We start from the raw sequence: 18,480 nt of genomic DNA on the forward strand, positions 1-18,480 counted from the left end.
CCTATGCCAGGTAAGTGCCGGGGAGATTGTGTAAAAAACAGACTTCTATACAATGCAGCGCTCGCTCAATGGGGGCGCAGGCCTCCCACAACGTGCCGATGCTCAATGACTGATATCGTCCGAGAAACTGATCAAGCCAAGTACAATCGCGTGCTCGCCGCCATGGCCGGTGCAGGCGCCATTTACGTGGGCTCTGCCGCTGCCAATTCACAGATGGTGGTGACCCACGATCGCCTGGGGGCGAACCCATTGAAAGCGCTGCTGGAACCTTATCTGCGCGGACAGACTTCGCTTGCAGGGGTTATGTCACTGGCGGATGGCCGATTTGCGGTGTTCTGGCACAGCGATGTGCCGCAGGGGCCCTTGAGCGATGCGCTCGTTGATCGGGCGGATCACCTCTACTGGGATAGCGAGGCGGGACAATTTATCGGAGCCGATGCTATATGGCCCGCTGACTATGTCTTTGGCCAGTTTCTGTTGCTGGTCAGTCTTGGGGAAATCAAGCTTCCCCAGGTGTCTGGTCAGGTGTTCTGCCCGTTCTGTGGCGATCATCACGAGCCCAAGGGGCCGGTGACGCATTGCCCTCGTATGCAGGATGATTTCGCCAAGTTTTCGGTGGCGCTAGACCTGCACTGACGCAAACGCCTCGGCCGCTGTCTGGGCGATGCGCATATCGGCAAGGTCGTCCGCGCGGGTCTTGCCGGGATTTACAATCACCAGCGGCAAGCCCAGCTCTTTGGCGCGGCGACAGAATCGATATCCCGAATACACCTGTAACGAGCTGCCCACCACGAGTAGGGCGTCTGCCCGATCCAGTGCCGCATTGCAGGAATCGTGACGTGCCGGCGGAATGCTGCCACCAAAGAACACGACATCCGGAATCAGTACGCCTGTGCACCGTGCACAGGATGGAATTTCAAAACGTGCCAGTGTGTCATCTGGCAAATCCCGATCGCCATCGGGGCGGGCCTCGCTGCTGTCTGCGCTCAGCCAAGGGTTGGCGCTGGCCAGTGTCTCCTGCAGGCTTTCGCGGCTGGCTAAGGCACCGCAATCCAGGCAGCGCACCCGGTCCAGCCTGCCGTGCAAGTCGATGACCCTGCGACTGCCGGCACGTTGGTGCAGCCGGTCCACATTTTGGGTAACCAGCAATTCCAGCTGGCCCTTTTTTTCCAGTCTTTGGAGCGCGTAGTGCGCCTCGTTGGGTGATGCATCGCGCACCGCGGGCCAGCCCAGGGTTGACCGCGCCCAGTAGCGCTTGCGGGTGCTCTCCCGGGCCAGGAAATCGCGATGTTGAATGGGTTTGCGATACAACCAACTGCCATTCTCATCGCGATAGGTGGGGAGCCCCGACGGGGCGCTTATGCCTGCCCCCGTGAGCACCAGTAGATTGCTGTGTGCGGCAAGAAAATGTGCGAGTGCGTCGTGGCTGTCTGTCATTGTCATACCGTTAGTATACGTAGCGTTTCGACAATGGATGTAGTGATCCACAGACGTGGGTTGGCGTATACTTTCTCGAGGAGGATGTATGCGAATTCTGGTTACCGGCGGCACAGGGTTTATCGGCGAGGCGCTACTGCCTGAACTGGTCGAAGATGGCCATGACATTGTGGTTTACAGCAGGCAGGTGAACCCGTGTGAAGGCCGCTTTACATCTTATACAGCGCTCGCCGACATCCCTTCATCCGAGACCTTCGATGCGTTCATCAACCTTGCGGGCGCATCAATGGCCGCCAAGCGCTGGACTCGCAGTTACAAGCAGCAGCTGGTGAACAGCCGTATCGACACCACCCAGGCGCTGGTTGACCTTGCCAGTCGGTTGGCACAGCCGCCGGCGGTGATTCTCACGGCCAGCGCGATAGGCTATTACGGTCATCACCAGGACGAAGCGTTGGGTGAGGATGGGCAGCCGGTACCCGGGTTTGCCCAGGACCTTTGCCAGCGTTGGGAAGAAACCGCGGCACAGGCGCGCGAGTTGGGCTGCCGGGTGACCATGCTGCGCCTGGGTGTGGTGCTCGACCAGGGCGGTGGCGCGTTTGGCCAGATGGCCGGCTCATTCCGCTTCGGCCTTGGTACCTGGCTCGGGAGTGGCCGGCAGTGGCTTAGCTGGGTGCATCGCGCCGATGTGGTTGCCGCCATCAAATACCTGTTGCAAGACGATGCCGCCGAAGGCCCTTTTAACCTAAGTGCCCCCGAACCCGTCACAGCGCGCGAATTTTGCCGCGAGTTGGCGCATCACTATTCACCGCTGGTGTCGCTCCCTGTGCCAGGCCCGGTGGCCCGAATACTGGTGGGCGAAATGGCGGATGAACTCCTGCTGAATGGCCAGCGCGTAGTACCTAGCGCGCTGCAGGCAAACGGGTTCGTATTTCGCTATCCTTCACTGCGACAGGCAGTGACTGCAATCCAGCAATAGGAGAACGCCTTGAAGACCAATGGCCCCTGGGAATTAGCGGACATTCACAACTGGCTTGGCGACAGCCGCTACCCCCTGCGCGTGTCCTGTGTGGGCGAGGACGGCTACCCGCGAGTTGTGTCACTCTGGTACATCTTTCGCGACGGAAAATTCCATTGTGTATCCCATCGCAATTCGCCGCTGGTAAAACTGTTGCGTAAATCACCCAAGGTGGGGTTCGAGGTATCGCCGAACCAGCCGCCTTACTGCGGTGTGCGTGGGCAAGGCGACGCAGCGCTCACCGGCGACGGAGCCGCTGACACACTGCTTCTGGCGATCGATCGCTATCTGGGCGGCGGTAGCCAGTCCCTGGCGCGCTGGCTGATGTCGCGAGTTGAGGATGAGGTCACCATTACGATAACCCCCGGGCGTTTTTTCAGCTGGGACTATCGCTACCGGATGGATGAACAGCCTGCACAGCGGGACCAGGTTCCCGTCACCTGAGTGCTGGCTCTAGGTGACGTTGCGGATTTGCAGCTGATCGGGGAACGGGCTTAAAAAGGCCTGCTGATCGATATAGGCGTTGGGGTGATTGGCAAAGTGGTGCTTTAGCAGCGTGATAGGCACGATAAGCGGAACTGCACTGAGACGGTACTGTTCGATCAAATCGCTCAGGCGCTGACGCTCCGGAGGGGCAATTTTCTTGCGTAGGTACCCGGCAATGTGAAACAACACATTGGCGTGGCTGCGGCGGCTGGTGCGTTTGGTGAGAGCCGTCATCAGTTCGGTGATAAATGCCTGGCCGAGTTCCTCAATATCTTCCTTGCCGGCGTTTGCCAGCATTTTACCTATCTTGCGATAACTCGGCACGTCGTGGGCCATGACCAGATACTTGTGCCGGCTGTAAAAAGACACCAGCTTGCCCGCATCCAGGCCCTCAGCACACAACTCGCGCCACTGGTGGTAGGTGAATACCCGGGTGACAAAACTCTCGCGTAACCCGGGGTCATTCAGGCGCCCGTCGTCTTCCAAAGGGAGTAGGGGATCGATGGTGGCCAGTGTTGCGGCAAATACCCCCTGACTGTCCCGGGCGACCAGTCGGCCTTCTTTGTTGAAGCGCTTCACCCGGTCAAAGCCGCAACTGGGGCTACCTTTTACCAGAATGTATCCGGCCATAGTGGGATTGTTGTTGAGCACCTGCTGAGCAAAGTCTTTGAGCGGCTGAGTGACGTCCTGCTGCCGCGTCGCAACGTCTACAACCCTGAGGTCATCCGGTTCCCCGGCAACCTGGATCGGGGGGCGCGGTACACCCAGGCCAATCGCCATTTCCGGGCAGAACGGGCGGGTGTCAAAGCATTCCCGCATGCGCTGTACGTGGATATTGGCGGCTTTGCTCTGGCCGTCGTAGCGCACCTCATTGCCCGCCAGGCAGGAGCCGATACCGACCAGTGGTTGTGGGTGTTTGTCCTGTGCAGTTGTCATGAGCGGCTCTCCTGAAGTTTGAAACTACGTGGTCACGAACGGGTATGCAATAGCTACGCAAAGTAGACGCCAGAGGATTGCGTACGATAGGTAAATCCAACCTATCGGCAGCTGCGTACAGTTACTAAACAGTGGTAGAGGTTGCAAGCAAGTGACACAGATAGAGTTCCAATCCATGCCCCTTTATGGCATCGGTACCGTGGCTCGGCTGACGGGCGTAAAACCGGACACCTTGCGAGTGTGGGAGCGTCGTTATCACTTAGGCGCTAGCCATAAGTCACCTACTGGGCGGCGGCAGTATACGCAGACAGACCTGGATCATTTGCAGTTGATCTCAGCGTTGGTTCAGAGCGGCACTCGGATAGGCGAGATTGCCAACAGCGACCGCAAGACGCTCGAGCATTTACTGGAAAGCAGCACAGGCACTGCTGCCGCGGCACCGCGGCCAAGGGTGACGTTTGTTGGACAGCGTCTGGCCGGTTGGCTGGAGGAGCATCAGGGCTATCTCGCCAAGTGCAACGCCCGGATTACATCCAGTAGCGTGATTGAGTTTCTTGAAGCGGCAAGCTCGCGGGAGTTTCAGTGCGACGCCCTTGTCGTCGAAAGCACCTCCCTGGGGCCTGAGGCGTGGCGCCGTTTGAACAGCGCCCGGGAATGTCTTGGAGATCCCTGCCTGATGATTCTGGCGGATAGCATCAGCGATCACTGGCGCGAGGAGCTGGATCGCGCCGGGGTGGCCTCCGCACCATTTCCTCCGGAGCCCACTGAGCTGGCTTATTACTTGGCCCACGGAATTACCGAGCGTGAAACAGAGGCGGGGCACTCGAGCCTTGCTGATCTGGTGTCTCGCAGGCCGCATTCCTTCAGCGACAAACAGTTGCGCGACCTGCAAGAGGCGAGCCTTGACGGTTACCAGAAGCTGGTGAGTATGGTGCAGGATCTCAACGAACTCGAGGATACCTGTGCCTCCAGGGACGGTGACACCTGGCAGCAAGCTGCCAGCAACGCCGTGATCTATGCGCTAGTGCGCCAGGCCCGGTGGTTAACCGAACGCGCCCTGGAGACCGCAGTCAGCCCCCATGGGCGCTCCTGATCAATTGGTCTAGAATGTGACCCCACGATCTTGATGGTGGGGTGACATGGGTCAACTCGGTAGAAGTCTCGGCATGGCGGCAGCCATTGCTATGTTCCTGTTCAGCGCCTGGATGTACCAGCGTACAGGCGATTGGGTAGCACTGGTGTTTGCCAGCGGTAGCCTTGCCTACGGAGTGTTCTTTTTTACCCGCAAAGGGAGCGGCGGCTGATGGCCCAGGTGAGACCATTCTTCGTCATCGTTGTGCTGGCGCTGCTGTCAGGCTGCGCCAATATGATGGCCGAATACGATCCCCCCAAAGTAACCCTGGAGAGTTTCAAAGCACTGCCATCACACGGCAGCTCGCCACGCTTTGAATTTAAATTGAGAATCGCCAACCCCAATAAGGAAGCACTCGATATCGCGGGCATCAGCTACAGTGTAGAGATATTAGACAAGGAACTGCTGAGCGGTGTGACTAACGACGTCCCTTATATCGACGGGTATTCCGAGGAGGTCGTTACTGTAGAAGCGGGGTTGCAATTGTTCCAGCTGGTGCGGCTACTGGCAGGCCTTACCCATGAGACCACCAGCAGCCTTGACTATAAATTCTCGGCCAAAATCGATTTCAATGGCTTTATGCCGACTCAGCGTATCGAGGAGACCGGCACTATTGATTTGTCAGCCCAGCAGTGACTGGAGGAAAATCGTCAGAATAATCAGCGGGCAGACAAATTTCACATACCAGGGCCAGACCTTCCAGAACAGGCCCTGTTCTACCTCAGGGTTGCCCTTGCGCAATTCTTGCAAAATAGCATTGCGGTTCCACACCCAGCCCGCGTAGATACAGAACATAAAGCCCAGTAACGGCTGGCTGTAGCGGGTGGTGACCGAGATCACGAGGCCGAACAGCGTGCCGAAATTCAGCAGGATGGCGGTGCTGACCAGCGCAATGGCTCCGCCGATCATCCACACGGCCGTGTGCCGTTTAATGCCGTGCTCTTCGATGGTGTACGCCACAGGCACCTCCAGCATGGAGATGGAGGAGGTCAGTGCGGCAATACTCATCAGGAAGAAAAAGGTAAAGCTGACGATCAGGCCGGTAAAGCCCATGGTGGAAAACAGTTCCGGCAGTACAGTGAAGATCAGCGTGTCTTCCGAAATAAGTGCACCAGTCTCAGTGAAAATCTCAACGCCGTTGTTCAGCGCAACATACATGGCCGGCAGCACCAGGAAGCCTGCCACCACCGCAATTGAAATATCCACCAGCGTGACCATGCCGCCAAGCACGGGGAGATTTTCCTTGTCAGATACATAGGATCCGTAGATCAGCATGGTGCCCACCCCGAGCGAGAGCGAGAAGAAGGCGGCACCGAGCGCTGCGATAATCAGTTTGGGTTCCAATGCGCGTTCAAAGTCAGGCAGCAGATAGACCTTGAGGCCATCAACAGCGCCGTCCAAGGTAAGGACGTAAATCACCAGCGCCATGAGGGTGAGTAGCAGGGCAGGCATCAGCCTGGCGGACCAGCGCTCAATCCCCTCGCGCACGCCGGCGCTGATAATGCTGATTGTCAGGCCCATAAAGAGCAGCATGAAAATGAGGTTGCGTATAAAGCCGAACGACACCAGCCACTCGGCGGCGCCATCCATGCCCAGCAGGAGTGCCGCTGACGACAAGCAGTGAGCAACCATCCATCCGGCGACAATGGCATAGAAACTGAGGATTAGGCTGGCGACCACAAATCCGGCGATACCGGTGGTGGTGCCGACTTTGCGCAACGCAGCATTGGGGGAAATCAGGCGGAGCGCCGATACCGCGTTGGCGTGCGCGTGACGGCCAATAATGAGTTCGGCCATGAGTGCCGGGTAGGCGAGCGTAAAGGCCAGGATCAGGTATACCAGCAGAAAGGCAGCGCCCCCGTTACTGGCGGCCTGGGTAGGGAACCCCCAGATGTTTCCCAAGCCCACTGCGCTGCCTGCAGCTGCCATTACAAACCCAAAGCGGGAGGTAAATTCACCCCGTGCTGATGCCATGTTTCACCTGAAATCGTTATTAATGCGCGGATTGTAGCAGGCTACTGGACGGCCTCACAGGGTCGTTGTTGTTTGTTGCGAGACTTGATGCCAAACAGCTTGCGGGTAATCTTAGGAACCAGGGCCAGAACCTCTGCATAGGCATCGAAGGCGGCCGCAATCGGCGAAACGGTGGTCCTAGGGTCGTCGAATTTCCCTTTGAGCCGCACCGAAGAAGGGACCTGCAGTGCGCGGGATTTAGAACGGGGGGTGATCTTTACATCCATGAGCTGGTTCACCATGTCCAGCTCGGCTTCTCCGGTGGCTACCATGCGCCGGGTCTCGACGTAGAGGCTGTCGCTGCTGGCGACACCATTCAGCAACTTGAACTTGGCCATGGTGCAGTCGATGTGGGTGGATTTTTTGGCGGAGGCCCCGGTGTAAAACCAGGCCAATAGATCCGTCGCCAGCAGGTCGTAGGCAGCGCCCTGAACTTCCGCGTCCTCCAGCGCCAGCGCCAAGCTGCCATCCAGGTCGCCGAGCAGCTGATCCATATCAGTGCCCTGTGAGCTGATGCCGCCACGCAGGGTCAGTTCGCCGCGTACGTCGGCATCCATGCCCATATCCCGGCCGAGGGTGTTCAATGGTAACGCTACGGCCTCGCCCGCGAGGCTGACGAAGGGCGGTTGCGCATTGAGGTCGATTATGCCGCGCACCTCCCCGACGGTATCTGCATATCCCACATTGAACTCCCGCAGGGTATAGCGATTGTTCTGTCCAGTGACGTGGATGTCGAGCCGGTTAATATTGGTGCGTTTGCCGGAGATGCCGCCAAAATTTACCCGCAGATCGGTGGGCATTGAAGCGCGCCGGCCCAGGATATGTTCGATAAAGTCACGTGGCTCGGCCTGGTCGAGCTTTTCGACCGGGCTATAGCCTTCAGCAGCGACTTCTGCCTGCAGACCCAGGTCGCTCAGGTAAAGCAGTGGGCTGTTTAGTGCGGCCGTCAGGCCCGTAAGCTTGCCAGCGCTCAAACTTGCTCTGGCATCAAGCTTGGCTACCGAATCGCCAATTTCACCGGTATGGGATAAAACAAATTCTGACGGTGAAAGCTGGATCTTGCCCTGGCCCTGCAGCGGGTTCATGCGCAGCCCGGTCAGCGCCTCAAGCAGGTCTGGGTCGCGCAGGCGGTAATCAATATCACTTTGCACATTTAGCCTGCCGGTGATGTCCAGGCTCTTGCCAGAGACAGTAAGTAATAGCGGCCCCTGTTTGTCGTCGGATTCGATGGTGAACGAGGGAATATTGAGTTTCCCGCCGCTGTAGTCGACGGTAAATCTGCCCGATAGCATGCCGAGTGGTTTCTGATAGTCGAGTCCGTCCAGCGCACGATTGAGTATGCGAGCGGTGGGAATGTCGCTGAACCGGCCTTTCAGCTTTATCCCATTGAGTGGTACCAGGTGATCAACCTCACCGGTGGCCCATAACTGTAGTTCATTGCCGTCTACAATCATTTTGAGATTGTTCAGCGCCAGGCGTTCCCCGTACTGGGTAAGTTCTGCCTTGCCGTCGAGTCGCCCCCGGGCGGGAATATCCACATCGATATATTCAGAGAGGGCGCTCACGTCGTCTAGGGTAATGGCCACGCTAGCGAGCGTATCCGTGATTACAGGGTGGGCCATTGGGGTGACCTTCGCAGCGTGAGGCACGAAGATGAAATCCAGTTTGGAGCTGCGCGCTGTGAACAGGCCATTAACCGGTTCGAGTAGCGCACCAGTACCTTTCAGTGTCAGCTCGCCGTCAAGCACGAAGCCGGCGGGAATCGGTATGTCGAGCATCTCACCCAGGTAGCGGCTGTCGGGGGAATCGACGCTCAAGGTGAGGTCCAGGTCGCGGGCTGCGGCAATGCCTTCGCTGTCCATACCATCCAAGCTGCCGGCACTGCCGGTGAGCCTGAAGATCAGCTCGTCCGGGTCACCCACTTCGACCACGAGATCTCTCAATGACACGCTGCCATGGCGTCCTACTAGCAGGCCAGATGCAGAAAACGCGCCGGGCTCAAAAGGCAGCGGGCCGGTCCACTGCTCCAAGGTTGCGATTGACGGCCCAGCAACATCCAGTCTGACTTTGTTTTCGGCGTCCCCCATGCGGAAGGGATCTACACGGCCAATGGCGTTCACCACCAGGCCGCTGTCGGCCTCGCTGCGCAGCATGAAGCGATCAATCATCGGGTTTCGAACGGTGCCGGTAATCACCGCGTTGCCGCTGGCCCGGCCCAGGCTGTGCAGGTCGACATCGAGCCAGTCCAGTACCACGTCCATGGAAGAAATTTCGCCTGCGGCATCGAGCCTTAACTCGCCGCCGCCCCTGATATCGTAGTCGAGAGTACCTGCGGCCTCGATGCCGTAGGCGGGCATATTGTCGAGGGTGAAAAGGGCGTTACTCAACACGAACCCATCGGCATCGCCGCGCATCTTTGCTTTCAGCAATAAGCGGCCCTCGAGCTCGCCACGGGCGTTAAAGCCTCGCAGGAATTCAGATACATCAGCGTAGTCCGCGTTGAGCTGCAGGTCGTAATTGAAGCTGTCGGCGGTGCCTTGCACGTCGCCGCGCAATTGCACGACACTATTGGAGACCGGTGCGCTGAACTCCCCGTTGAACTTGACGGCGGTGATTTGGCCCTCTTCGCGCAGGGCGTTCAGGCCGACATTCAGGTCCAGCGGCTCACCCACATACTGGGCGCGGGCTGAGGCGAGAAAGGTTTGGTCGTTAGGGCGGCCGCCTTTTACATTTTCCAGCGGAAAGATAAAGACCTCTTTTCTCGCGGTAACCAGGTGGAACTGGCCGATGCTAAGCTCGGCCGGCAGCCAGCCAATGTACTTCAGCCACTCTCTGGGAGCGGGTTCGCTGGTACTGTCCGTATCAGATGTATACAAAATGACCTGTTGCGCCTTCAGGCGGGTGTCCACGAGGTTTGTCGTGTACAGATCGGTCCAGCCAATATTGCCCTCGAAGTCCAACACCGTGAGAAAGGGTGGCGCGTCATTATCCTCGGGATAGACGTGGATCTCCGCCGCGGATACGTTGCGCTCGAAAGGCCGCAACACCGGTGATACCAGCTTGAGGCGATAATCGGTAAAGGTATCGACAGCCCAGTGTGCCAGAAACGCCAGGGTCCGCTCAGAGCGCATCGCCAGCAGTGGCAGTGCAAGCAGCACAGACAACAGCAGGGCGACAATGAGCAGTTTTCGCATGGAAAGTGGGCCGGCACATGAAGGTGTAGAGAAGTGTAGCACGCGTTCGAATAGATCTGATGGCCTCTGTCCCTTGGCTGCGGCCATGCCCTGATGCTATGATGCGCTCCCTTTCAGAGGGCTGTACCTGCAGCCTGATCCCTCCGCCCGGATGGTGAAATTGGTAGACACAGGAGACTTAAAATCTCCCGCCTTAATCGGCGTGCCGGTTCGATTCCGGCTCCGGGCACCATAAATATTAGGTTTATCTGATTCTTTATGATCTTGAAATTTTTGGCTCTATATGACGCAGAACCAATGTAGACATCATGATTAACTGGAGGGCTTGATGTACCTTCGCCCTTGATATAGAAAGTTACCCGACCTGAAAATCCTTTTAAGATCGAGTCTAAACCAACGGTCCGCTCCCACCTCAAAGCCGACTTCCGGCTCCAGCTACTTTGTCCAAATCGACTTGCAAGCGAAACAGAATCATCGCGATTAGCACCAGAAATTCCGCGCCGGATTCAAAAATCTCTTCGAATACCTGGCCCGTTACATTGTGGAAAACGGGTATCTGGTCGATCGCTTGCGATAGGAAAAAAACAACCGCCCAGGCGAAGGCAAATATAGCCCAGGGTAGCTGCACCCGGAGCGAGCGCAGGAACACAGGTAGTTGTGCTTTCAGGTAACGGTACATTACGACGAGGAACAGGATGACGATCGCTGCGAGGAAGAGCTTTGTCGACAAGGGGATCATTTCATGTGAAAAGAAGCGCTTGAACTGAGTCGCCTTGGCGTGATCCGAGAGCTCGTAGTGATAGTCAGCCTCGCGTAGCGCGTAGAACATCAGCAGATAGCTCAACTGCACATACGCTACCCTGCGCTCGCGGTCGAGCAGGGCAAACAGGCAGGCGAGGCCGAACGCAGTAAAGATTGCCGACTGTCCCGCCAGCTGAACTGGCCCCGCATCCTCGATCAGTCGCTTAATTTCAAAGGAGTCTGGGATACTGAGGAGCTGCCAGCCCGTAACTGCCATTGCAGCAAGCACTGCGCTCAGAACTAATATTGCCGCCAGCCGGGATGGAAGAGGCGTCTCGTTCATATTATTTGGGTTCCCATAAATACTTGGGCTGCTTGATACAACTATAAAATATCAGCTGCATTATGTTTCAGCACGATATTGCGGCTGCTTGTAGGCGAAAGCGGGCATTGAAGTGCTGAACTGGCCTAGGTATCCAGAAAGGTCCGCTATCACTTCTTAGCGGCCACTCATTTCACGGCGCTTGGAAAACGCAGTGCTCTTCGGTGAAGAATATGGTAGACCGCTCCATATCGATGAAACGAGCCTCGTCTTCAGCCAAAATGGCGCTTGCCGCCTGTCCATTTTCTGTTTGTAGCGCTAGATCCAGTTCTTTACGGCTATCCCACCAAATCTCGGCGATACCGTCGAAACCTGAAATTTTCATCCCGCGTGCAGCGGAAACCTCATGTCCGAACTCACCGTCAACCGCATGACTTTGGACATAGCGTTTAATATTCAACGAAATTGTTTGAGAGGCTACAAGGGGACCATGACTTTTGAGCCAGTAATCAAAGAATTCCTCATCTGAAAGACCTTTCTTCTTTCGTACACAGAAAATCATTTTCAACATGTCGTTTTTGCTGCCTCGCTGTCTAGCCCTAGATTGTTTTAAAGATAGACCTAGGTCTGCTCATAGGCGAGAGCGGTCGTTCTTGGTTGGGCTGGCTGATGTTCGCTTTGTGGACGAACGCGGACTGTTCTGCAAGATTATCATAGACAACAGCTGCCGGTCGCGGCTTGAACCTGGAGGCATTGATCAATTACCAATCAAATCTCAGTCTGCTCGGACAGTTCCAGTGCGTTTTCCATCTCGACTCCGAGGTAGCGGATCGTGCTTTCAATTTTCGTGTGCCCGAGTAGTAGTTGGATAGCCCTTAGGTTCCCGGTCCGCTTATAGATCATCGATGGTTTCGTGCGGCGTAAGGAATGGGTGCCGTACTCTTTCACATCCAGACCCGCGGAGCGAAACCAGTTATCAGTGGGACGAGCATACTGCCTAATAGAGATATGTGATTCAGTATTAATTCTGCTGGGAAATAGATAGTCGCAATCTCTCAGTTGCCGCTCACGAATCCAGGCAGTCAGGCTATCCCTTTTTGGGGGCGTTATCTCGAACTGTACTGGTCTCTGGGTCTTTCGCTGCATAATAGTGGCCCGGCTGGCGACCCTTCCTCCTTGCGCTACATCACCTACGACTAGCCTAACCAGGTCACAGCCTCTAAGTTTGCTATCAAGAGCTAGGTTGAACATGGCGAGATTGCGCGTATTTTGAGGGATTTTTAGCCGGATTCGTATCTCCCAGATGCCCCGCAATTTCAGCGGTCTCTTTTGGCCAATGATTAGGCCTCGGTTCCACGCGGTACGTTTACAAGTTGCTTGGTGTATGGCCATATCCAGGACCCCCGCTATTTGATTATGGGAGTCTTTAGGATAGGCTGTAAAAACGTCCGCTTTCGTCCACAAAGCGGACATGAAGTGTGTATCAGACAAACATCTTCTCCGCTCAAGAATCAGCGCCCCGTGCTTCTAGAATCCGTGTGTAACGGTCATAATTAAAAGGAAAGCTATAGCTGGTCCATGTTATTGAACTGAATCGCGGCTTACTATTTTTGCGTTGCCAGATAAACTCGACGTGAAGGCAGATATGGCAGCACTGCAATATCAACTGCATTGAAGGCAGGGATTTCTCTCAAAGAACAAGAGGGTAAACAGGGGACTAACATGAGCACAAAGCACGCATGGGCGGCGATTTCATCGCTGACACTTTCTTCGGTCGCATTCGCGCAAACAAGCGGTACACTGACATATGGGCCTGCGCCAGTGACCGCTGCTCCGACTCCCGTTGATTCAGTCGCACCGGCAGTGCCCGTGCCGATTCCTTCGCTGCTGTTGATACCGCTTGGCGTCGTGTTGGCGTTGATAGGCTATCGCGCATTGCGCAGCTCGCAGGGTCGTAAATTATTGAGTGTAATGTTACTGGGGGTGGGTCTAACCCTGAGTGCACTGGGCAGCCTGAACATTCCCCAGGCATTGGCGAGTATGCTTGCGCTGGACAACCCTGAAGGCGGGGTAATTGATCTACCTGTCGGCCTGGTGGAAATCAGTAATACCTCAGGCGTAGCGCTGAAGCTGGGTTCCTTGAGCATTGATCCCAGCTGTACCTCCCAAGCCCCATCCACTACACAATGCGAGAATGACCTTATCCTTGAATCGGATAAGAGCTGCAGTGTCGATTACGACTGCAAGAAAGTTGTGTTCGTTACGAGCACCGGTCAAAGCGGAAATTTGGGAGGTCTTGGCGGTGCAGACGGCATTTGCACAGATCTGGCGGCTTCGGCCGGTTTGCAAAACCCCGGCAATTACAAGGCATGGTTATCTGACAGCGTTATGGACGTAGCTACCAGATTCGCTTCGAGTGAGTACGAATACCGCTTGGTCGATGGCACGGTTATCGCGAGCGGCTTCTCCGACATCATTGATGGTCAACTGAGCGCGCCTATCAGTCTTACAGAGGACGGCACCCAACTCCTCTCTGAGGGTAGCGCCTTTTCATGGACAGGAACTAACCCCCTCGGTTACACCGTAGATGCAGCTAAGGTTTGCCTGAACTGGACTTCCAATGATTCTTCTTCCACAAGTTTCGTGGGCGCTAATACTATCTCCAATCCGTTATGGACCGCGTTCAGCTCCCCGACCGCTTGTAATCTTCCGTACCGTTTGTACTGTTTCGAGCAATGAAAGACTGCGCCTCACGGCACGTCACGGTGCGGGTGACAGTCTGCTCGTGGCCCCGGTGAGGGCTTTCAGTTCGACCAGCACCTGCGTCCCGGGTAAACCTGCGCACACCCAACGCCACCAGCGTGTTGCGTAGGCCCCAATGCGGGCTTGGCCCGCACCTTGCTCATAAAGCTGGGTGATTCGCTCACGAAAGCGCGCGATGGTGTCCTTGGCTGGCGTCACGCCAGCACGGGTGTGGTGGTAGCCCAGAAACGTAAAGCCCCGGTCTATCTTGCCCACCCAGGTTTTGTCTGGATGGGTGTTGAGTTTGAGCTGCTGCAAGGTCTGCTGGATCAGGCGAATACCCCGCCTGAGTTGGTGACGGCGAGGCGTCATGATGACCCAGTCATCCATATAACGCACATAGGCAATGCCAGCGCGGTCCATCACATCATCCAATGGCTTGAGATAGATGGCCGCTAACAGCGGACTCAGGGGCGAGCCCCGGCCTATGCCTTTTTTGATGACGTTAAAGATGCCACCCGATTCCACTGTGCGGCCAATGACCTGTGTGAGTAACCGCAACACTGCTTTATCGGGCACCAGCGCATCCAGCTGTTGCAACAACACGGTGTGGTCGATGTTCTCGTAGTAACCCTTGACGTCGGAGCGAAAGACAAACTGATGGTGCGGCAGTTTAGCGCGCAACCAACGCAGCGCCCCCTTCAGGCCACCCTGGCCATTTACATGAGTACAGCGCCGCGAGACCGGCAAGGCTGAGCCCAGTACCATCGCCATCGCTTTCTGTACCAGGGCATCTTCGGCACACCACAGGTGGATGGGCTTGCCGTTGGCACTCAGCAGCCGCTGCTGCGGGCTGAATTGATAGTCGCCGCTGCGTAGTTGCGCAATGAGTTCGGGGCGACGACTCTGCCAATGAGAACGCAGATGCCAAATATCGGCGTTGGCTGGGTAGCGACGGCGTTGCTGGCAGAGCCAGGCATAGGCTGCATCGATGGTGGCGTCATCGGCGATAGCGTCAAGCAGTGCTGACTCGAGCGGTCTATTCATAGGGCGTTACAAGCGCACAAATGGCTTCGTGTTGACTCTTATAACAGCATAGATCCATTTGCCCGCAGAGACAGGGTGCAGGCTTAAGTCCGCTGACTGCAACGACAGATATGCGATTTTATACCTCTGTACTCAGAGCGATATGATCTATGAGACTATAAAGCCGGCAAGGAAAAAAGTTCGATCAACTTCCGCTTTTGGCCCCTTAGCTGCCGTTACGGAATGTGGTAAGTTTTAGGGCAGATAACGTCCACAAAGCAGACGCTCGTAAGCACAACAACCTAACCCGGAGACACGGATGTGATCCAAACCTTTCTAAAGGGACTGATATTCGGCGCTGGCTTTTCAATTGCGATGGTTTTAGTGAGTGTCGCATCAATACCGATACTCAACTACTTCACTTCAGAACCTGAGCCGGAAACTCTGTACAAGTCAGACAACTGGCATAGTCTCTCGGACGATCAACAAATAGCACAAGCTTCTGTCCTTCTCATTGGTCGCTATGAGCCCGGACCTGACGGGAGTCAGATCGGATATGTGGCCGAAATACATGGCGATGCAGATTCAATCAGCATGCCGCTCGTAAAGGGCGATGAGATACCTAATAGTAAGTTCTACCCTGGGGAGCACGAATTTCGGACAGGACTGATACTGTTGTATAGCGATAACGGTCAGGTCGCTAAGAGGACGCTCTACCTTTACGATGATCGTGTATCGGGCTTCGGGAACATGCCGTTGACACTACTGGTCTCCAAGTTCAAGCAAGGCGAAGTCTAGTAACTATGCGTCTGCTTCTGGCCCCAAAGCCGACATGGTGCTGCCCGCATTTGTCATCAATCGAACCTAGTGAAAATCATGCCTGCCTGCAACGACCCTCGCTTGAAACTTGCCTTGAAATACGTAGCTCTTGAAAGTCCAGAATGGGCCAATGCAGGAGGACACTTCCTGTATATCTCTGATGCTGGGGACTATAGCTCTGACCAGAACTATAGGTCTGTTGAAGAATGGGCTGAATCTGAACCACTACGAACTCGGCCACCTGTGATGCTAATCCATGGCTATGCCGCTCCTCACCAAATTGTAGTATCTACGATCACCTCCATACGGGAGCTAGGGTTTGAGAAATTAGGAATCAAGCAGATTGATGATTACGATCAACGGCAATGACATTAGTCCGCTTTTGGCCCCATAACTGACATGCAACTCTATCAGTCCTCAGATTTTACTGACGCCGCCGATGTGGCACAGCAGCGTATCGCTGTCTTACTGCCTGATGCAGTCGTTGAGGAAATTGGGGCGACGTCCATTCCCGGGGCGTTAACGAAGGGCGACGTAGATATTTTCGTCGGTGTAAGTGAGGCAAGTTTCGAGCTGTCTGTTAATGTGCTGTGCTCTAATGGGTTCGCCCCGAAAGTGGATACCCTTCAGACTGATGAACTCAGAATGCTTGAATCGGATGATAAGAACATGGATTTGGCTTGCCAGGTTGTGGTGCTAGGCAGCCGATACGATTTCTTCCGAGAGTTTAGGGATCGGCTAATCGCGGATCCTTCCCTTGTGGAGGCTTACAATGAGGTAAAGCTCGGACACATACACCTTCCACACAAAGATTACAGGGATGCAAAAGCGGAGTTTATTGAGCGTGTTCTGTATTCAAGCTGATGTCCGCTTCTGGCCCCTTAGCTGCCGTTCAGATTGAACAAGGATTCCAATGAAATTTAATCATATAGGCATACCAACACTAGAAAAATTTGATGGTGAAATTGATTTGCCTCATTTAAAAATGACGGTATCTGATCATGAAAATAATCCCTTTGGTATTCAGTGGCAAAGGTACTGGAAAGATGCACCTTATCCAGAGCTTGTTAAATCTGTGCCTCATGTTGCTTTTGAAGTAAGTGATTTAGACAATGCATTAAAAGGGCAAAAGATAATCATTCAACCAAATTCACCCAGTGACGGTTTAACAGTTGCGTTCATAGAAGTTAATGGAGCACCAGTAGAATTAATGCAGTATGACAAAAACACATAACAAGCAAAGGCAGCATTGCCCTTCGGGCTTTACGAGCTAACGCGCGCCGCTCTTTGGGCATTAACAAGTGTCCGCTATTGGCCCCAAAGCGGAACTTGGTGGGCCTGCATTCTAATCCCCGCTACCCGCCGCCAAGCCCAAACCATGCCGCGGTATTCCCCGGTTTAAAGCCACGGGGATGTGAGGTGGGTTCGAATGGGGCAGGGTTGGCGGCAATTGGGTGCGGGCCACTAAGCCATATAGGTCACAATCCAGCCAGTTACGATTATCGCCCACAGGTACGTTATTTCTAGTTCGAGCGCGCGAATATTTTCACTCGTCTGAGTCAACCTTAGGCCGTCGATCGTTTCCAATTCAGCAAGCTTCTCGAAAAGGTCGTCGACCTTGTCAACCGATTCGCTTTGGCCTCCGGTCAGCTCCTTGACCTGGGATTCCAATTCTCTAATGCGCAAGCCTTTGCCCATCACTACTCTCCTTACCAGTGGTTGGTCACAGATAGCGTAAGGGGGGGCGGGCACGCCCGAACATGTCCTGGGGCGACAAAAGGGTGTCCAGACACGCCAGCTGGTCATCCCGTACATGTGCGCACATCCGCCCGCGCAGCGTGTCGCGCCGCATATCTATTGTCAGCATCCGTAACTTCATGTTTTCATCATCGAAGTCTTCAAGTTGCTAGTGGCGGCTCCGGGCACCATTCACAAAAAATCTGTTATTCTTCCTGCCTTTCCACATCCAGAATTCGCGAGGCTCTCCTTGAAACAAGCGCTGATCAACATGCTGACCATGCAGGACAAAATGAATACCCGGGTGCATCCGCAGTGGGTGGAGCAGCACTTTGAGTGGTATCGCGCTGCATGGATCGAGTGCGGCGAGTTAATCGACCACTACGGCTTCAAGTGGTGGAAGAAGCAGGAGCCGGACCTTGAGCAGGTGCGCCTGGAGGCGATCGATATATGGCACTTCGGTATGTCGGCGCTGTTTGTGGAAGGCAAATCCATCGACGCCATAGCCACCGAGATGGAAGCCGACATTCAGGCCCACCAACCTAGCGGTGAAGGCGTGCGTGAGGCCACTGAGGCGTTGGCGCTGAACTGCCTGCAGACCAAAGGGTTTTCCGTGAGCCTGTTCTGGGATCTGATGCTGGCCTCGGAACTCGATTTTGACAGCCTCTACACTGCATACGTTGGCAAGAACGTGCTGAACTTCTTCCGCCAGGATCATGGTTACAAGGACGGCACCTACATCAAGAACTGGTCGGGCAAGGAAGACAACGAGCACCTGGTTGAAGTGGTAGACGCGCTGGATAAAGGCGCCGAGGACTTTGCATCCCAGGTGTATTCTGCACTGGAAAAACGCTACCGCGAGCTCGCCCTGGACTGAACA

At 55.3% G+C, this 18,480-nt stretch carries 20 protein-coding genes and 1 tRNA gene; 12 read left to right on the forward strand and 9 right to left on the reverse strand.

Features of this window, described 5'->3' with window-relative positions:
- Window positions 1-105: 105 nt before the first annotated feature.
- Complete coding sequence (locus tag A3709_RS02770; protein WP_066049745.1) at window positions 106-636, forward strand: hypothetical protein; 531 nt, start codon at window positions 106-108, stop codon at window positions 634-636.
- On the opposite strand, the gene A3709_RS02775 is transcribed toward A3709_RS02770, so the two are convergent.
- Window positions 622-1,437: an NAD-dependent protein deacetylase gene (locus A3709_RS02775; RefSeq protein ID WP_156507541.1), complete on the reverse strand. Its 816-nt coding sequence runs from the start codon at window positions 1,435-1,437 to the stop codon at window positions 622-624. The two genes, A3709_RS02770 and A3709_RS02775, sit on opposite strands and share 15 nt — an antisense overlap.
- A gap of 88 nt (window positions 1,438-1,525) precedes the next feature.
- Here A3709_RS02775 and A3709_RS02780 point away from each other — a divergent pair, with 88 nt between their 5' ends.
- Together A3709_RS02780 and A3709_RS02785 are read left to right on the forward strand one after the other, a co-directional pair.
- The gene (locus tag A3709_RS02780) at window positions 1,526-2,413 is read left to right on the forward strand and encodes a TIGR01777 family oxidoreductase (protein ID WP_066049751.1); all 888 of its coding nucleotides are present in this window, start codon (window positions 1,526-1,528) and stop codon (window positions 2,411-2,413) included.
- A gap of 9 nt (window positions 2,414-2,422) precedes the next feature.
- On the forward strand, window positions 2,423-2,896 hold the full coding sequence (locus A3709_RS02785; RefSeq protein ID WP_066049754.1) for a pyridoxamine 5'-phosphate oxidase family protein: 474 nt from the start codon (window positions 2,423-2,425) through the stop codon (window positions 2,894-2,896).
- A gap of 9 nt (window positions 2,897-2,905) precedes the next feature.
- On the opposite strand, the gene A3709_RS02790 is transcribed toward A3709_RS02785, so the two are convergent.
- The gene (locus A3709_RS02790) at window positions 2,906-3,874 is read right to left on the reverse strand and encodes a DUF523 and DUF1722 domain-containing protein (protein WP_066049757.1); all 969 of its coding nucleotides are present in this window, start codon (window positions 3,872-3,874) and stop codon (window positions 2,906-2,908) included.
- Window positions 3,875-4,049: 175 nt separating this feature from the next.
- Between A3709_RS02790 and A3709_RS02795 the strand changes: the two genes are divergently transcribed.
- The 3 genes from A3709_RS02795 to A3709_RS02800 are packed head-to-tail and all read left to right on the forward strand — an operon-like array spanning window position 4,050 to window position 5,642.
- Window positions 4,050-4,967, forward strand: a complete 918-nt coding sequence (locus A3709_RS02795) for a MerR family transcriptional regulator (protein WP_066049760.1) — start codon at window positions 4,050-4,052, stop codon at window positions 4,965-4,967.
- 46 nt (window positions 4,968-5,013) lie between these two features.
- Window positions 5,014-5,178 carry a hypothetical protein gene (locus A3709_RS23000; protein WP_156507542.1) on the forward strand — a complete coding sequence of 55 codons (165 nt, stop codon included), beginning with the start codon at window positions 5,014-5,016 and terminating at the stop codon, window positions 5,176-5,178.
- Complete coding sequence (locus tag A3709_RS02800; RefSeq protein WP_066049763.1) at window positions 5,178-5,642, forward strand: LEA type 2 family protein; 465 nt, start codon at window positions 5,178-5,180, stop codon at window positions 5,640-5,642. Before A3709_RS23000 ends, A3709_RS02800 begins: the two co-directional genes overlap by 1 nt.
- Here A3709_RS02800 and A3709_RS02805 read toward each other — a convergent pair.
- Together A3709_RS02805 and A3709_RS02810 are read right to left on the reverse strand one after the other, a co-directional pair.
- Entirely contained in the window at window positions 5,628-6,980 is a 1,353-nt protein-coding gene (locus tag A3709_RS02805) for a sodium-dependent transporter (protein ID WP_066049766.1), read from the reverse strand. The two genes, A3709_RS02800 and A3709_RS02805, sit on opposite strands and share 15 nt — an antisense overlap.
- A gap of 41 nt (window positions 6,981-7,021) precedes the next feature.
- The gene (locus A3709_RS02810; protein ID WP_066049770.1) at window positions 7,022-10,213 is read right to left on the reverse strand and encodes an AsmA family protein; all 3,192 of its coding nucleotides are present in this window, start codon (window positions 10,211-10,213) and stop codon (window positions 7,022-7,024) included.
- Between the two features lie 145 nt (window positions 10,214-10,358).
- Here A3709_RS02810 and A3709_RS02815 point away from each other — a divergent pair.
- Window positions 10,359-10,445, forward strand: a tRNA-Leu gene (locus A3709_RS02815).
- 180 nt (window positions 10,446-10,625) lie between these two features.
- Here the strand turns inward: A3709_RS02815 and A3709_RS02820 are convergent.
- From A3709_RS02820 to A3709_RS02830, 3 genes are all read right to left on the reverse strand, one after another.
- Entirely contained in the window at window positions 10,626-11,297 is a 672-nt protein-coding gene (locus tag A3709_RS02820; RefSeq protein WP_066049772.1) for a hypothetical protein, read from the reverse strand.
- Window positions 11,298-11,469: 172 nt separating this feature from the next.
- The gene (locus tag A3709_RS02825; RefSeq protein WP_066049774.1) at window positions 11,470-11,847 is read right to left on the reverse strand and encodes an EthD domain-containing protein; all 378 of its coding nucleotides are present in this window, start codon (window positions 11,845-11,847) and stop codon (window positions 11,470-11,472) included.
- 197 nt (window positions 11,848-12,044) lie between these two features.
- A complete protein-coding gene (locus tag A3709_RS02830; RefSeq protein ID WP_369795110.1) occupies window positions 12,045-12,749 on the reverse strand; it encodes a tyrosine-type recombinase/integrase in 705 nt (234 codons plus the stop codon).
- Between the two features lie 249 nt (window positions 12,750-12,998).
- On the opposite strand from A3709_RS02830, the gene A3709_RS02835 reads away from it, so the two are divergent.
- Entirely contained in the window at window positions 12,999-14,015 is a 1,017-nt protein-coding gene (locus tag A3709_RS02835) for a midcut-by-XrtH protein (protein ID WP_156507544.1), read from the forward strand.
- 21 nt (window positions 14,016-14,036) lie between these two features.
- Here the strand turns inward: A3709_RS02835 and A3709_RS02840 are convergent, their stop codons facing one another.
- Window positions 14,037-15,065: a reverse transcriptase/maturase family protein gene (locus A3709_RS02840; RefSeq protein ID WP_082849837.1), complete on the reverse strand. Its 1,029-nt coding sequence runs from the start codon at window positions 15,063-15,065 to the stop codon at window positions 14,037-14,039.
- 300 nt (window positions 15,066-15,365) lie between these two features.
- On the opposite strand from A3709_RS02840, the gene A3709_RS02845 reads away from it, so the two are divergent.
- From A3709_RS02845 to A3709_RS22430, 3 genes are all read left to right on the forward strand, one after another.
- Window positions 15,366-15,842 (forward strand): hypothetical protein, encoded by a 477-nt coding sequence (locus tag A3709_RS02845; RefSeq protein ID WP_066049782.1) that lies wholly within the window; start codon window positions 15,366-15,368, stop codon window positions 15,840-15,842.
- A gap of 420 nt (window positions 15,843-16,262) precedes the next feature.
- Window positions 16,263-16,727 carry a GrpB family protein gene (locus A3709_RS02850; protein WP_066049786.1) on the forward strand — a complete coding sequence of 155 codons (465 nt, stop codon included), beginning with the start codon at window positions 16,263-16,265 and terminating at the stop codon, window positions 16,725-16,727.
- A gap of 49 nt (window positions 16,728-16,776) precedes the next feature.
- The gene (locus A3709_RS22430; RefSeq protein WP_082849838.1) at window positions 16,777-17,097 is read left to right on the forward strand and encodes a VOC family protein; all 321 of its coding nucleotides are present in this window, start codon (window positions 16,777-16,779) and stop codon (window positions 17,095-17,097) included.
- A 230-nt stretch (window positions 17,098-17,327) separates the two neighbouring features.
- On the opposite strand, the gene A3709_RS02855 is transcribed toward A3709_RS22430, so the two are convergent.
- Window positions 17,328-17,561, reverse strand: coding sequence for a hypothetical protein (locus A3709_RS02855; RefSeq protein ID WP_066049789.1), 234 nt, complete (start codon window positions 17,559-17,561; stop codon window positions 17,328-17,330).
- Between the two features lie 310 nt (window positions 17,562-17,871).
- On the opposite strand from A3709_RS02855, the gene A3709_RS02860 reads away from it, so the two are divergent.
- The gene (locus tag A3709_RS02860; RefSeq protein ID WP_066049792.1) at window positions 17,872-18,477 is read left to right on the forward strand and encodes a dUTP diphosphatase; all 606 of its coding nucleotides are present in this window, start codon (window positions 17,872-17,874) and stop codon (window positions 18,475-18,477) included.
- Window positions 18,478-18,480: the final 3 nt, after the last annotated feature.

The sequence above is a fragment of the Halioglobus sp. HI00S01 genome, assembly GCF_001635445.1.
Taxonomy (GTDB): domain Bacteria; phylum Pseudomonadota; class Gammaproteobacteria; order Pseudomonadales; family Halieaceae; genus Halioglobus; species Halioglobus japonicus.